This window comes from Bifidobacterium saguini DSM 23967, assembly GCF_000741715.1.
In the GTDB taxonomy this organism is placed as follows: domain Bacteria; phylum Actinomycetota; class Actinomycetes; order Actinomycetales; family Bifidobacteriaceae; genus Bifidobacterium; species Bifidobacterium saguini.
The window spans coordinates 1-13,982 of the sequence record NZ_JGZN01000004.1; the positions used below are offsets into that span (position 1 = coordinate 1).

Consider the following 13,982-nt stretch of genomic DNA (forward strand, 5'->3'; position numbering starts at 1 on the left):
CTCCGGCAGGTGCGGGCGCGCATGCGCCGTCACGTTTCGCCGTCCGCGCCCGGACTGGGCGGAACCCGTATTCCGGTTCCGCCCAGTCCGTTGCCTATTCGGCGTCTTCCGGCTCGCCGGATGCGTCGTCGGTCTGCGACGTCCCGTCGTCGTCCTGCCCTATGCCGGCATCCCCGCCATTGTCGTCGTCATCGATTGGCGCGAGGGAGCCGTTGAGGGCTTCGGTCTCCGTGTCCGAGGTGCGGTAGCCGAGCGTTTCCAAAGCCTCGTACAGCGGTGCGGCGTGTTCCGCGATGGTCGCCGCGCCGCGCCACGTTTCCCAGCTGACGCGTTCCTCGGCCAATGCGTAGAGCAGTCCGAACGCGGCCCGTTGCGGGTCGCCGGCAATCATTGCGGTAATGGACGCGCGTAACGGGTCTTCGGCCTCGCCCTCCGGCTCCTCATCATCAGTGTCGTCGCCCGTCGTGTCGATGCCGGTGATTTGCTCCCAGACGTCTTCGGCGTGACTGTCCCATTGGTCGAATCCCTCGGTGAGCGCATCGAGCGCGAACCTCGCTGACAGCAGGGCGACGGCCCTGCCGATGCCTTTCGGCTGGGATTTCAGTTCCATGAGATGCGTCACGAACGCGATGCGCAAATCACGGCTTGCCCGTGCGAACTCCTTGGCCGGTGCCGTCTCGCGTTCCTCGCGTTCCCGTTCCTCTCGCCAACGCGCCTCCCGCGCCTCGCGGGCCGCGGTCTCCGCCTCCTCGTCCACGGTCTCGTACAGGACGATGCCGCGCGCCCATGACGCGCCTTCGGCCCGCACCCCCACGACGGGCGTGGCACCGTCATGGGAGTCGCGCCATACTTCGATGGTCTTGGCGATGTCGCCCGTGGTCAGCATCGTGGTGCGACGCAATCCCTTCGGCGAGTCATACCAGTTGTCCATGTTCGGCTGTTCGTCGGCCGCGTCGATGCCCATGCGTTCCAATTCGGCTCGCGCCGTGTCGAGCCATTCGCGCCATGTCCGCTCCTGCCGGGCGTGCTTGACGGCCATGTTCCAGTTCTTGCCGCCCGCCGCCTCGGCGAGCCGTTCCTGAAGGTCTGGATACTGGTCGAAGTCGGCGATGGTCTCCCAGTCGTCGATGCTCAGCTGGGCGGTTCCGGCCTTGCTTCGCGCGTTCTCGCCGATGGCGGCTATCTTCAGGCGTCGGCGCACCAATGATGTGGAACGGCCGGTGCGTTGCGCCGCCTCGTCCACGCCCACGCCCAGATCGAGAAGCCCCTGATATCCGTCGGCCTCCTCGATGACGGTCAGGTCGGCGCGCTGGCTGTTCTCCACGAGCATGAGTTCGCGTTGCTCCCGTTCCGACAAATCGGCCACCACGGCGGGCACCCGGCTCAATCCGGCGAGTTTGGCGGCGGCGAGGCGGCGATGCCCGATGACGAGCAGGTAGCGTCCCTGCGGCGTGGGAGTGACGAGCAGGTTCTGCCGGATGCCCTGCGCGCGTATCGAATCCGCGAGTTCCGACACATCGCCCACGTCACGGCGCGGGTTCGCGGGGTTCGGGTCGATAAGCCCCACGTCCAGCATGACGATGTTCGATTCTTCCATGCCCTCATTGGTCGCTACGGGACGTTCGATGATTGCGGTTTCCATGATTGTCTCCTTCAATAGTCAGATGATTGGGATTGGTCGGGGCCTCCGACGTCGGAAGCCCCGACCGGATTGAATCTGCGGGAATGCACGACGCTCAGTGGCGGCGGCGGTCCGTCCATGCGGGGCGAATGCCGTGCTCGCTGGCCGCGAGCACGAGGGACGCCAGCGAACAGTCGTCGTCCAAGGCCAAGGCCTTGAGCGCGCGCACCGCGGCGGCGGTCGAACGGTCGGCCATCCACAGCAGGTACGCGCACGACGCCATCGGCTGCGCCTCGTATCCGTCCGGTGCGTCGGCTGTCACCGATTCCAGCAACGCCGTCGCGCGTTCCCCGCGTCGCGTGTCCGGCTGGTAGTCGGCGTCCTTGAACGCCCGTGACAGTTCGCGCATGACCACGGCCGCCGATTCCATCGAATGCGGCTGGGCGTACAGCATGTGCAGTTCGCCGCCGCCCATTTCGCGCAGCGATGCGAGTATCAGCGCGTCCCGCATGCTCAGGCACTCGGTCATCAGCACCGCCAGCGTGACGCGCTCCTCATGGGAGAAGCCGCCCTCGTCGCGCGACAGCAGGCCGTTCCACCTGTCCATCAGGGGCGCGAACCACTTGTCGGCTGCTTGCGCCGGCCCAAGTTCGCGCCGGTCCTGAAGGAACCCGTCGCGTACGCACTTCGCCAGTCCGGTTCCCGCCGTGCGGGTGTCCACCATGTCGTTCATGTCCATCGGTCCTTTCCGTGTGGTTTCCATTTCGGACACCACCCGCCTGCCATGCGCGCAGGCGGAGAGACCGGAGGCGTGGACCGCGACGATCCGGGCCGCAGCGAAGACGGCATGCTGGTCCGCTGTCGCAGCGCAGGCACGGGAGCGGCGCGGGACACGGCGCAGGGAACGCAGACGGAGCGCATGGCATGCTGGTGGTGGCCGCAACCCCCCTCGTCAGATTCCGCGCGGCCCACCGCCGCGAGCATGCGAGCGGCCAGACAACACGGTCATGCGCGCAGCGCATGGCCCGGGGCCGCGTTCCCGCGCCGATTGCGGAGAGTATGTCGAACAGCCCCGCCTGGAGCATTCTCTCCACAAGCGGCGCGGATGTCATCTATAGATGACATAGCATCCCAAAACGAACTATCAAGAAGATACACCTGGCATCATTTGACGTAAATCAGTTTCATTTACAGGAGGGGATATGAATACTGATTCTTCCGACAAAAGTGCGCTTTTTGATATCCACACAGCACCAGCAAAAGCGATGAAATATCTACGGGAATTTGACGAAGCTGTTCAAAGCAAGGGATTCCCGTGTATTTTTGCACCATTGGCGTTCCGACACAATGATTTATTGTTCGGCCTTGCTGATATTTCAGCAGGATATCAGCAAATAGTACTGTTGTTCAATGCGGCAGTTCAATCAATCATGAAAAATTCGAATCAGACAATTGTTCTTTGGATTGAAGGAGCGGGTACCAATAATCTTGAAGAAGATAAGAATTTAGCTTCCGCTATTCTCAAGGAACTACTAACAGCGGATCAGACACCTTGGCCTGCTTCAGCACCTACTAATCCGAACGATCCCAATTGGGATTTTTGGTATGGAGGTGTTGATTTCTTTATCAATTTCAGTACCCCACATCACGTTAAACGCCGTAGTCGCAATCTGGGAAGTGCTTTCACGCTGGTAATTCAATCGCGATCTACTTTTGACCATATTGGTAAGAACCCGATGCAGATACGTCATCGTATTCGTGAACGTATTGCACAATATGACGCAATTTCAATTTCCCCGGCTTTAGGAGAACACGGTAACGCTCCGGAATTGCCGCAGTTCTTCCTAGGCGACGATAATATCGAGGCATCCATGCTGCTGACCGAACAGGATATTCTCAGCCGAATCAAACGATGAAATCTATAAATACCCGAGACAAAATACTGCTCGCAACAGGCATGGTGATGGTCGGTTCGCTGGGTATTCAGACCTCGTCGTCCCTGTCGGCATCGTTGTTCGATGCGTTGGGGCCGATTCCGGTCAGTTCGATGCGTATGCTTGTCGCCGCGGTCGTCATGCTCGTGCTCATCCGTCCGAAACTCGCGGGCCGGTCGAAAGGCGAATGGTTGGGCATCGTGGTCTACGGGCTGGCGATGGCGGCGATGAACATCTGTCTGTACTCGGCCATCGACCGCATCCCGATGGGCGTGGCCGTCACCCTGGAATTCCTTGGCCCCTGCGTGGTCGCCCTGGCCGGATCTCGTCACTGGCGCGAGGGACTGTGCGCGGTGGTCGCGCTGGTGGGTGTGGGATTGATTTCGTTTACGCCGGGAGGCTATTTCAACCCAGTGGGTTATCTGTTTGCGCTGGGTTCGGCCTGCTGTTTTGGCCTGTACACGCTGTTTGCGGACAAGGTCGGCAAGGCGGGCACCGGACTGGACGGGCTCGCCCTGTCGGTCACGGTGGCCGCTCTCGCCACGCTGCCGGTATCGGTCAGCCATGTCATGCATGCGACGCCCGCCCAATGGGGTGTCATCGTCTCGTCGGCAGTGCTGGGTGTGGCGATTCCTTACACGATGGATACGATGTCCGGGCGTATCACGTCGGCGCGCGTGGTCGGCACGCTGTTCTCCATCGATCCAGCCATGAGCGTGATCATCGCCGCGCTGATCCTGCACCAAACCATCACTCTCACGGCCGTGTTCGGCGTCATCGTCGTCTCCCTCGCCGGCGCCTTGCTCGTATGGACAGCCGATAAAGCGTAAGACAAGCACAAGTGGCTGGCAAGAACAAACGCCTCCTGTCAGCCACTCTATTCCATCATTGAACGCTAAATCCTTGATCTGCGGCATAGTTCTTTAAAGCCTTTTGCCACTTGTCAGCGGCAGCCTTGAAAGTCTCCTTGCCGGAGAAGAATGATCCTATATTGTCGTTGTAGACGGAGCGGGCGTAGGGCTCGAAGGGCAGGAACTCCCATTTGCCGGTGACGTTCTTGGCGGCCTGGGAGAAGACCTCGTTGTATTTCTGGCCGCCGAAGAACTCGTTGTCGCTGCCGTCGGCGTTTCTGAGCGTGGTCTTGGCGAGGAAGTCCTTCTGGTTGAGGGTCTTGGTGGTGGCGGGGAAGCTGCCGTTGGACACGCGGGCGTCGATGCCCTCGTCGTTGGTGGTGACGTATTCGACGAACTTCTTGGCGGCGTCGAGCTTGCTGTCGGGGACCTCCTTGGTGATGGCCAGGCCGCTGCCGCCGTATTCGCCGTTGATGGGCGTGCCGTCGACGGTGGGCAGGAGGGCGACGCGGAATTTGCCGGTGGCCTGGGGCACGCCCTGCAGGAGGTTGTTGGCCATCCACGCGCCGCTGATGAGGCTGGCGACGGAGCCGTCGCCGAGGGACTTCATCCAGTCGTCGGTCCAGGTCTTCGTGTGGACGTCGATCAGGTCCTCGTCGCGCATCTTCTGCCAGAGGTCCATGAACCGCTGGGCGCCCTTGTCACCGGTGATGTCGATGGTCAGCTTCTCGCCGTCGAGCGTGTAGGCGTGGCCGCCCATGGCCCACATCATCGCGTTGAACAGGCCCGCGTCGCCGGAGTCGGAGGTGATGTAGGAGCCGGTGGCACGGATCTTCTTCGCGTCCTCGTAGAACTCGTCCCATGTGGTCGGCGGTTCGCTGACGCCGGCCTGGTCGAACACGTCCTTGTTGTAGAAGTAGGCCATGGGGCCCGAGTCGGCGGGCATCGCGTACACGCCGCCGTTGATGTTCACGGAGTTCCAGGTGCCGGGGGTGAATGTGTCCTTGAGCTTGGTGGCATCGTAGACCTTGCTCAGGTCCATGAGTGTGTCCGAGTGCACGAACTGCGGGATGGCGAGGTATTCGATCAGGGTGACGTCGGGCAGGCCGTTGCCGGCCTGGGCCGCGTTGTTGAGCGCTGTGTAGGTCTCTTCGGTGCTGCCGACGTTGCTTACCTTCACTGTGATGTCGGGATTGGCCTTCATGAAGATTTTGGCGGCGCGATCGATGCTGGCGTCCCACGACCATACCGTCAGTTCGGTCTTGCCCGAGTTTGCGATTGTGTTGCCACATCCCGCGAGAGGGATGAGCAGGGCTCCGATGGCGGCCGTGGCTATGGCTGCGCGTGTGGTGTTGTTCATGTTGGTCTTCTTTCCGTGCTTGGCCGTCTTTGGCCGTATGTCGCAACTATTTTGTTTGGATGTCGAACATGATTATGTACAGAGATGGGAAACTTGTCAAAACACCGGGGTTTTCATATTGTCAGTCCCCTGATGGGTGTTATTCTGAAAGCCGTTCGAGGATGACGCCGGGATGTCCGTCCCGATAATGTGATTCCGCATTTCCGCAATCGTCTCACCCGAGGAGGGCTCCCATGTACGCTAAATCCAATCCCAGCGACGCAAGGGCCAACAACCGCAGACTGTTGTTCCGGCTGCTGTTCCCTGACCGGCAACTGTCGCGCGCCGACCTATGCAAGGAGACGGGGCTCTCGCGCGCCACCGCCACGGACGTGACCGGCGAGATGATCGACGACGGCCTGCTGCGGGAACTGGGGTCGGGGAAACGGGATGGCCGCGGCAAGCCGGGCACCTTGCTGGCCATCGATACGGACGTGCTTCGTCTGGTGTGCATCGATCTGTCGCGCCCGTATGTGATGACCGGCGCCGTGATGGATCTGCGGGCCAGAATCGTGGAGCGTCGTGAACGTGTGCTTGATGATGGCGACCGGGTCGATCTCGACGACGTGCTGTCGCTCGTCGGTCAGATGATCCGGCTTGCCGGTTCGGGGCTTGTCGGCATCGGCGTCGCAGTCCCCGGCGTGGTCTCCGGTGCAGGGAGGGTGATCTCCAGTTCCAATCTCGGCTGGGACGACGTGGAGCTTCGCGACATGCTCGAAGGCGAGTTCTCGTTGCCGGTCCGAGTGGACAACGACGCGAACGCCGCACTGCTCGCCGACCGCTTCCTCGGGCACGGCAATCCCAACTGCCTGCTCGTGCAGATCACCCGGGGCATCGGCGCGTCGGTGCTGCTGAACGACGAGTTCGTGGATGGCGACGACCATGCGGCCGGCGAGATCGGCCATGTTGTGATCGACCCGAACGGTCCGGCATGCACCTGCGGCAAGCGCGGCTGCCTGGAGACCTACGTCTCCGCCATCGCGTTGCGCGACCGCATTCGCCGGGACCCGAATCGTCGCGCGGACATCCTGGCCGAGGCTGGTGCGAGGCTCGGCGGCGCGCTGGCGATGCCGGCGAGCCTGCTGAATCTTCATGACATCGCCGTCTACGGACCTCCCGACATCGTCGGCGAGACGCTGCTCAATGCATGCGACGAGACCGTCAACTCCTTGTCGCGGAACGACTACCAGAGCGGTATGCGGGTGCGCCGGTGCGAGCTCGGTGACGACGCCACCCTGCGGGGGCAGGCGGTCTCCGTGCTGCGCGAGATCGTGGGCAGGCGCGGGCTGTCCGCGGCGGCCTCGTCCTGACGCCACGTGCGTCCCGCCGCCAGGTGCTCGTGGCGTGGTGTATCATCGCTTCCCGAATCCAATATGTAAGGGTTCCGAACATAATGGTGGGCGGACGAAACAGGAGTCCGTCCTCGGGAACGGAGATCGTCATGACGATGAATGCCAGTGGTATACCGGAAGCGGAGAACCTGCGCGTCGGCGTGGATGTCGGCGGAACGAAGATCGAGGCGGTGCTGACCGATGCGGCCGGCACGGTTCTCGCATCCGCGCGCAAGGCAGCCCGGAAAGGCGGCGACGAGGTCGTGGAGGATGCGGTCGCCATCGTGCGGCAGGTGGCCGGAATGCGGTTCGATGAGGTGAGATCGGTGGGCATCGGCATCCCCGGACTGGTGCACCGCGACACCGGGCGCGTGGAGAACGTGGTCAATCTCGGAATCGAGAACCTGGAGCTGGGAGGCCGCACATCCGGCATGCTCGGTCTTCCCGTGTGGGTGGACAACGATGTGAACGCCGCGGCGCTGGGGGCCTATGGGACGCTGCCCGACCGGCTCAAGCACGGCAGGATGGCGTTCGTCAACCTGGGGACGGGGCTGGCGGCCGGCTTCGTCCGCGCCGGCCTCGTCGAACGCGGCGACACCGGCGCCCTCGGGGAGATCGGCCACCTGCCGGTGGACCCCAACCGCATGGCGTGCAAATGCGGTCAGCGTGGATGCCTGGAGACCGCATGCTCGGGAGGGGGCCTGCGGCGCATGTGGCCCGTTGCGGATCCTCCGCTGCCTGACATCCTCGCGAAGGCCGACGGCGGCGATGGCGAAGCGGAACGGGTTCTTGGCATCGCGCTGCATGCCCTCGCCGATGTCGTGCAGATCGTCGCTCAGGCCGCGGATCCTTCGGTCATCGTCATCGGAGGCGGTGTTTCTCGCGCCGGATCCCCGTTGCTTGATGCGCTGCGCGGGGAACTGCGCGACAGGGAGGTCTCCAGCGGATTCATCGCGGGTCTGCGGCTGACGGAACGCCTGCGGCTCGCCGATGCGTCGATTCCGATTGGCGCGCTCGGAGCGTCCCTCATCGCCTGCTGACCAGACCTAGGTGCCGGCGGGCCATCGGCGCGCCGAAACCAGATTCCCCAATCTTCGACAGACAGGGATGCACCGTATCCATTATTTTGTTCGACTGACTTGCAAAAAGGGTTAAGGCGTCATATCCTTGGCTTTCAAGGAGGTTGAAACCAACTACAGGAATTACGCAAGGCTTGCTAACAAAATATCCGGTCTTGCTGCGGCGCGATGCCCAGAAGAGGCGTGGCGTCATGTTCCTCGGTATCGCTACGGACGTCGGCAACGGCGTACGTAGCGGCATCGCCCGCGCATGGCAGCGCGGGCGGATACGGACCCGGGACCGTCGTGCGCAGCGGCACGTCGCGCTATTCCTCCGAACGACGGCGTCGGGCAGGCATTCCAGGAAAAGGAAACCATCATGAGAACGAAGAGGATTTCCGCGGCCATCGCCTTGGCGGCCGCGTCGGCGCTCACCCTGTCGGGATGCTCGATGGGAGCCCCGTCCGGCGGATCGCAGCAGGATGCGTCCGCAGGCGGCAAGCTGACGGTGTGGATCATGCAGGGCGACCAGAGCGAGGACACCATCAAGGCGATCAACGAGCGATTCACCAAGGAGACGGGAGTCAAGGTCGATGTGCAGACCCAGGTGTGGGCCGACATCAACACGAAGGTGACGACCGCGCTGTCCACGGACACGCCGCCGGACGTGATCGATCTAGGCAACACGCAGGTCGCAGGGTTCGCCGTGAGCGGCGGCCTGCTGGATCTGACGGACAAGGCCGACGATATGAGGCAGGGACACACCTGGCTGTCCGGCCTTGAAGAGCCCGCCACCATCGACGGCAGACTGTACGGCATCCCCGCGCTGGGAGCCGCCGGCGCCGTGATCTACAACAAGAAGATGTGGTCCGCGGCAGGCATAGACAATCCGCCGAGCACGTACGAGGAGCTTGAGACCGATCTCCAGAAGCTCCGGGATGCGAACACCGACAAGGACTTCTCCCCGTTCTACATGCCCGGACGTGATTGGAAGTCGGCGGCACGGTGGATCTGGGACGCGGGCGGCGACTTCGCCGAACAGCAGTCGGACGGAACCTGGAAGAGCACCTTGTCAAGCGACGCCTCGCTCAAGGGCATCGACCAATGGCTGGAATTCCAGCACAAGTGGTCCTCCGAGGCGTCCCGCTCGCTGGATACCGGCAACCCCGACTTCAGCCAGCTGCTGGCCGAGGGCAAGACCGGTGCGATCCTGAACAACAGCGCCGGCATCCGCACAATCCAGCAGTACAACCCCGACCTCACGACCGACGATCTGGGATCGTTCCCCATGCCCGGCGCCAGCGGCAAGCTCCAGCCGGCGATGATGGCCGGTTCGGTGTGGGGCGTCGCGCAGAAGAGCAAGCGTCAGGAGCTGGCGCTCAAGTGGATCAAGATCGCCGCGAGCCCCGAGATCCAGAAGGACTACGTGTTCGCCAAGGACGGATGGATGCCCAATTACGTCGAAGGCCTCGACGAGGTCATGAAGTCCGCGGACTTCCCGTCCTACCTGACCGGCTTCTTCGAGTCGGCGAAGGACACCAAGGCCACGCCGGCGTCACCGCAATGGCTGACCATCGAGAACGACAGCTCCCTGAACTGCTTCGGTGACATCGCCACCGGCGCGACCACGGCCAAGGCCGCGGCCAAGTCGTTCGACGAGCATGCTAACTCCCTGTACGCGAAGAAGTAGGGGCGGCGTGATGAGCAATGCGCAATCGACGGCTGCCGCCGTCCCCGTGGTGAAGCGGCGTCGCAATCTGACGCCGCTGTGGCTGCTGACGCCCGCTGGCGTGATCATCGTCGCGCTGGTCGTGGTGCCGTTGGTCTTCCTGGTCTTCACGTCGTTCACGGACTTCAACCAGAAGACCCTGTTCACGGGCTCGTTCAACATCGTCGGGTTCGACCAGTACGAGAACGTGCTGACTGACCCGGAGTTCTACAAGTCGCTGGCCCGCACGTTCGGGTTCGCTGCCGCGCTCGTGGCCGGCAGCGTGCTGATCGGCATGGGCGTGGCCCAGCTGATGACCAAATTGGGGCCGGTGATGCGCTGGCTGGTCACGTTCGTGCTGATCTTCGCGTGGGCCATGCCGAACGTGGCCTCGTCGGTGGTGTGGAAGTGGCTGTTCCAGCCGGGGTACGGCGTGGTCAACTGGCTGCTGACCCAGACCCATTTGTTCGGGGACGTGACGAACCTGTCGTGGACCGACAACACGTGGCTCGCGTTTCTGGAGATCTGGCTGCTGGTCGTCTGGCAGGCCGTCCCGTACATCGCGATCAACCTGTACGCGGCGACCACGCAGGTGGACAAGTCCTGCCTTGAGGCGGCCCAATTGGATGGCTACTCGAAGCTGCGCTGCTACTGGCAGATCACCGTGCCGCTGATCAAGCCGAGCCTGATGGTCATCACGATGCTGTCGGTGATCTGGGACTTCAACGTGTTCAACCAGATCTGGCTCGTCTCCCAGGGAGGCCCGCGCGAGACGACCGCGACGATCGGCATCTTCACCTACAAGAAGGCGTTCGTGTCGTTCGACATCGGCACCGGCGCCGCCGCGAGCGTGCTGGTCACGCTCATCCTGCTCGCCCTGACGAGCGTGTACATCCGCTACCTGCTCAAATCCGGGGAGGACCTGTGACCATGAATAGGGCAACCGCAAACCACGGCGTCGCGCCGCGCGCCAAGCGGAGCGCATCGGCCGAGCTGCGCCGCATCGGCACGATCGTGCTGGCCGTCGCGTTCTGCATCGTGTGGATCTTCCCGGTCTACTGGATGTTCGTCACGTCGATCAAGCCGCGCAACCAGATCATGACCGCGACTCCCGTGTTCTGGCCCGCGAAGCTGTCGATCGACAACTTCATGGTGGCCGTCACCCAGACCTCGTTCCTGACGAACCTGAAGAACAGCGTGATCGTGACCGCCGTGTCGATCGTCCTGTCGATCGTCCTCGCGTTCTTCGCGTGCGCGGCCCTGACCCTCTACCGGTTCCGCGGCCGCAAGGCGATCATGGTGTTCGTGCTGGCCATCCAGATGACCTCGGGCGGCATCATCCCGCAGTTCATCATCTTCAACCAGTTCGGCCTGCTCAACAAGTACAGCGGCCTGATCCTCGCGTACATCGCCATGGTCCTGCCGTTCGCGATCTGGAACATGCGCGGCTTCTTCCTGAACATCCCGAAGGACATCTTCGAGTCCGCGGCCGTCGAGGGGGCCAACGACTGGCAGATCCTGTGGAAGATCACCTTCCCCTTGGCCGCGCCCGGCATCGTGTCCACGTCCGTGTTCGCGTTCATCAACGCCTGGAACGACTACATGACCGCCTACACGTTCATGAAGGATCAGTCGAAGTACACGCTGCCCGTGTGGCTCTCCTCGTTCTCCACGCCCACCATGGGCACCGACTTCGGCGGGCAGATGGCCGCATCCGTCATCTTCTCCCTGCCCGTCGTGATCTTCTTCATGATCATTCAAAGGAACATCATGAAGGGCGTGACCACCGGAGCCGTCAAATAACCCAAACGGGGCGATAAACAATGCGTGCGGCGCCGGGACCATTTCTGCGAGTGGTTCCGGCGCCGCGCGTTATCTCGGAACCCCAAACGCAATATACCGCAATCAAAGGTGAACCACTGAGAAAGGACTTCCATGAGCGATCAAGCAACCCTGAAGGGATGGACCATCATTCCTATGCCGCAGACCGTACAGCACAAGGCGGGCGTCTCACTGCTGCCGATGTGCGGCCGAGTCAACGAGCCACGTACGTTCGGAGACGAACGGCAGGTACTCGCAACACAACTTGCCGACGACATCCGTGCGGTTACGGGATTGGAATGGGACATCGCCACGGGTGACCGTTGGCCTGGATTCATCACATTGACGACATTGGACGATCTCCGTGCGCGTCCGTCCGGCGCGTACACGCTCGACATCACCAAGGACGGCGTGACCGTCGCGGGAGCCGACTTCGAGGGTGTGCGCAACGGCGTGCAGACCCTGCGCCAGCTCATCCGCCAATGCGGCGCCGCCCTGCCCTGCCTGCACATCGAAGACCAGCCCGCCTTCGAAACGCGCGGCTACTACCTCGACGTCACCCGCGGGCGCGTCCCCACCCTCGACTGGCTCAAACACTGGGCCGACAAACTCTGCCTGTACCGGTACAACCAGCTCCAGCTCTACGTCGAACACACCTTCCGCTTCGACGGGATGAGCGAGACCTGGCGCGGCTCCAGCCCGCTCGCGCCGCGCGACATCCTCGAATTCGACGACTACTGCGCCGAACGGGGCATCGAGCTCGTGCCGTCCGTCTCCACGTTCGGGCACCTCTACATGGCCCTGCGCACGCAATCCCTGCGCGACCTCGGCGAATTCCCCGAGACCGCCGACGAGCCGTTCGGATTCATCGACCGCATGCGCCACCACACGCTCAACATCAGCGACGACCACGCATTCGACCTCTCGTGCCGGCTCATCGACGACTACCTGCAATTGTTCCGCTCGGACAAGTTCAACATCTGCGCCGACGAGACCTTCGACCTCGGCAAGGGCCGCTCCAAACCCCTCGCCGAAAAGGTCGGGGTCGCGGCCATGTACGCCGACTACGTCACCCGCCTGTGCCGCCACCTCGAAACCCAAGGCAAACAGCCGATGATGTGGGGCGACATCGCCCTCGAACACCCCGAAATCCTGGAACGGCTCCCCGAGACCGTCACCCTGCTCAACTGGCAGTACGACCCGCAGGTCACCGACGAGAAAATCCGCACCGTCGCCGAATCCGGCGCCACGCAAATCGTCTGCCCGGCCGTATGGTGCTGGAACGCGCTCCTGCCGCGCATCGACGACGCCTGGAACAACATCACCCGCATGGCCCGCTACGGCACGCAATACGGCGCGCAGGGCATGCTCGTCACCGACTGGGGCGACCTCGGCCACGTCAACGACCCGCGCATGGCCATCCCCGGCATGATCATCGGCGCACAGGAATCATGGAACCCCGGACGCATCCCCGACGAAACCGACATGCTCCGCCGCATCTCCCGACTTGAATACCACGACGCCAGCGGCGAACTGCTTGATATCCTCACCCATGCCAGTCATGCGGCCAGCTTCGAATGGAACCATCTGATCACATGGCTGGAACTTGATGACGGACGGGGCGGCGTCAACACCGGGGTCCTGCAAACCATCCCAGGACTGCTGCCGGAAGACGAACGACCGGACGACGTGGTCCGCGCCCTTCAGGACGGAAGCCAGGCACCGTCACTTACGGAATCCCGACGGATACTGCTCCGCTATCTGAAACATCACGTCACGCTCGGCGAAACCGCAGATCACCTTCTACAGACCAGTGCCCGTCGAATCTCCGCAATCGCCGCGACCTCAGGACCTTGGACCAACGGGGATGCCGCTGCATTTCGCGTAGCCATCGAGGGGCAGCGACTTCTGAATCGAGTTGGTCTCCGACTCGCGTCCGAGACCGGGGTCATTGGCACTGTGCAATCAGGTGAGGCGATTCAGCATGACGACGCGGCGAACCTTGCCGAAGCATTGGAGATCTGGATGGAGGCGTATGCGGCGCAATGGGGTATGACCAGCCGCGACTCCGAACTGCACAGACTGCAGGAAGTCGTTTTCCGGGTTGCTGAGCACCTGCGCTCAGCGAACGGAGCACGAAGCGTACTATGAGCAGCAGCGTTTCGTGAGAGGAGTCTTCATGCTACACCCAACCGATTCCTGAGCAACTAGTACCAGTACGCATTGGTGGTCTTGTCCGGCACGAGAGACCAAGGCCAC

General features: G+C 62.7%; 11 protein-coding genes. 8 read left to right on the top strand and 3 right to left on the bottom strand.

Going from position 1 to position 13,982, the window contains the following annotated elements; translation table 11 throughout:
* Positions 1-94 precede the first annotated feature (94 nt).
* Together BISA_RS01570 and BISA_RS01575 are read right to left on the bottom strand one after the other, a co-directional pair.
* The gene (locus BISA_RS01570; protein ID WP_033889821.1) at positions 95-1,642 is read right to left on the bottom strand and encodes a ParB/RepB/Spo0J family partition protein; all 1,548 of its coding nucleotides are present in this window, start codon (positions 1,640-1,642) and stop codon (positions 95-97) included.
* 94 nt (positions 1,643-1,736) lie between these two features.
* Entirely contained in the window at positions 1,737-2,354 is a 618-nt protein-coding gene (locus tag BISA_RS01575) for a DUF4192 family protein (protein ID WP_152597154.1), read from the bottom strand.
* Positions 2,355-2,823: 469 nt separating this feature from the next.
* Between BISA_RS01575 and BISA_RS01580 the strand changes: the two genes are divergently transcribed.
* Both BISA_RS01580 and BISA_RS01585 read left to right on the top strand, forming a co-directional pair.
* Positions 2,824-3,537: a YqcI/YcgG family protein gene (locus BISA_RS01580; protein WP_033889823.1), complete on the top strand. Its 714-nt coding sequence runs from the start codon at positions 2,824-2,826 to the stop codon at positions 3,535-3,537.
* A 41-nt stretch (positions 3,538-3,578) separates the two neighbouring features.
* Positions 3,579-4,385 carry an EamA family transporter gene (locus tag BISA_RS01585; RefSeq protein ID WP_237746060.1) on the top strand — a complete coding sequence of 269 codons (807 nt, stop codon included), beginning with the start codon at positions 3,579-3,581 and terminating at the stop codon, positions 4,383-4,385.
* A 55-nt stretch (positions 4,386-4,440) separates the two neighbouring features.
* On the opposite strand, the gene BISA_RS01590 is transcribed toward BISA_RS01585, so the two are convergent.
* Entirely contained in the window at positions 4,441-5,766 is a 1,326-nt protein-coding gene (locus BISA_RS01590) for an ABC transporter substrate-binding protein (protein WP_033889826.1), read from the bottom strand.
* A 233-nt stretch (positions 5,767-5,999) separates the two neighbouring features.
* Here BISA_RS01590 and BISA_RS01595 point away from each other — a divergent pair, with 233 nt between their 5' ends.
* From BISA_RS01595 to BISA_RS01620, 6 genes are all read left to right on the top strand, one after another.
* Positions 6,000-7,115, top strand: coding sequence for an ROK family protein (locus BISA_RS01595; protein WP_051917276.1), 1,116 nt, complete (start codon positions 6,000-6,002; stop codon positions 7,113-7,115).
* 131 nt (positions 7,116-7,246) lie between these two features.
* Positions 7,247-8,176 carry an ROK family protein gene (locus BISA_RS01600; RefSeq protein WP_033889827.1) on the top strand — a complete coding sequence of 310 codons (930 nt, stop codon included), beginning with the start codon at positions 7,247-7,249 and terminating at the stop codon, positions 8,174-8,176.
* Between the two features lie 397 nt (positions 8,177-8,573).
* Positions 8,574-9,884, top strand: coding sequence for a sugar ABC transporter substrate-binding protein (locus BISA_RS01605; RefSeq protein WP_033889828.1), 1,311 nt, complete (start codon positions 8,574-8,576; stop codon positions 9,882-9,884).
* 10 nt (positions 9,885-9,894) lie between these two features.
* Complete coding sequence (locus BISA_RS01610) at positions 9,895-10,830, top strand: carbohydrate ABC transporter permease (RefSeq protein WP_051917277.1); 936 nt, start codon at positions 9,895-9,897, stop codon at positions 10,828-10,830.
* Positions 10,831-10,832: 2 nt separating this feature from the next.
* The gene (locus BISA_RS01615) at positions 10,833-11,705 is read left to right on the top strand and encodes a carbohydrate ABC transporter permease (RefSeq protein WP_033889829.1); all 873 of its coding nucleotides are present in this window, start codon (positions 10,833-10,835) and stop codon (positions 11,703-11,705) included.
* Positions 11,706-11,837: 132 nt separating this feature from the next.
* Entirely contained in the window at positions 11,838-13,874 is a 2,037-nt protein-coding gene (locus BISA_RS01620) for a beta-N-acetylhexosaminidase (RefSeq protein WP_033889831.1), read from the top strand.
* Positions 13,875-13,982 lie beyond the last annotated feature (108 nt).

Excerpts from the sequence above, each read along its gene's own strand:
- BISA_RS01570 (WP_033889821.1), bottom strand. The coding sequence starts at position 1,642 with ATGGAAACCGCAATCATCGAACGTCCCGTAGCGACCAATGAGGGCATG.
- BISA_RS01575 (WP_152597154.1), bottom strand. The coding sequence starts at position 2,354 with ATGAACGACATGGTGGACACCCGCACGGCGGGAACCGGACTGGCGAAG.
- BISA_RS01580 (WP_033889823.1), top strand. The coding sequence starts at position 2,824 with ATGAATACTGATTCTTCCGACAAAAGTGCGCTTTTTGATATCCACACA.
- BISA_RS01585 (WP_237746060.1), top strand. The coding sequence starts at position 3,579 with ATGGTGATGGTCGGTTCGCTGGGTATTCAGACCTCGTCGTCCCTGTCG.
- BISA_RS01590 (WP_033889826.1), bottom strand. The coding sequence starts at position 5,766 with ATGAACAACACCACACGCGCAGCCATAGCCACGGCCGCCATCGGAGCC.
- BISA_RS01595 (WP_051917276.1), top strand. The coding sequence starts at position 6,000 with ATGTACGCTAAATCCAATCCCAGCGACGCAAGGGCCAACAACCGCAGA.
- BISA_RS01600 (WP_033889827.1), top strand. The coding sequence starts at position 7,247 with ATGACGATGAATGCCAGTGGTATACCGGAAGCGGAGAACCTGCGCGTC.
- BISA_RS01605 (WP_033889828.1), top strand. The coding sequence starts at position 8,574 with ATGAGAACGAAGAGGATTTCCGCGGCCATCGCCTTGGCGGCCGCGTCG.
- BISA_RS01610 (WP_051917277.1), top strand. The coding sequence starts at position 9,895 with ATGAGCAATGCGCAATCGACGGCTGCCGCCGTCCCCGTGGTGAAGCGG.
- BISA_RS01615 (WP_033889829.1), top strand. The coding sequence starts at position 10,833 with ATGAATAGGGCAACCGCAAACCACGGCGTCGCGCCGCGCGCCAAGCGG.
- BISA_RS01620 (WP_033889831.1), top strand. The coding sequence starts at position 11,838 with ATGAGCGATCAAGCAACCCTGAAGGGATGGACCATCATTCCTATGCCG.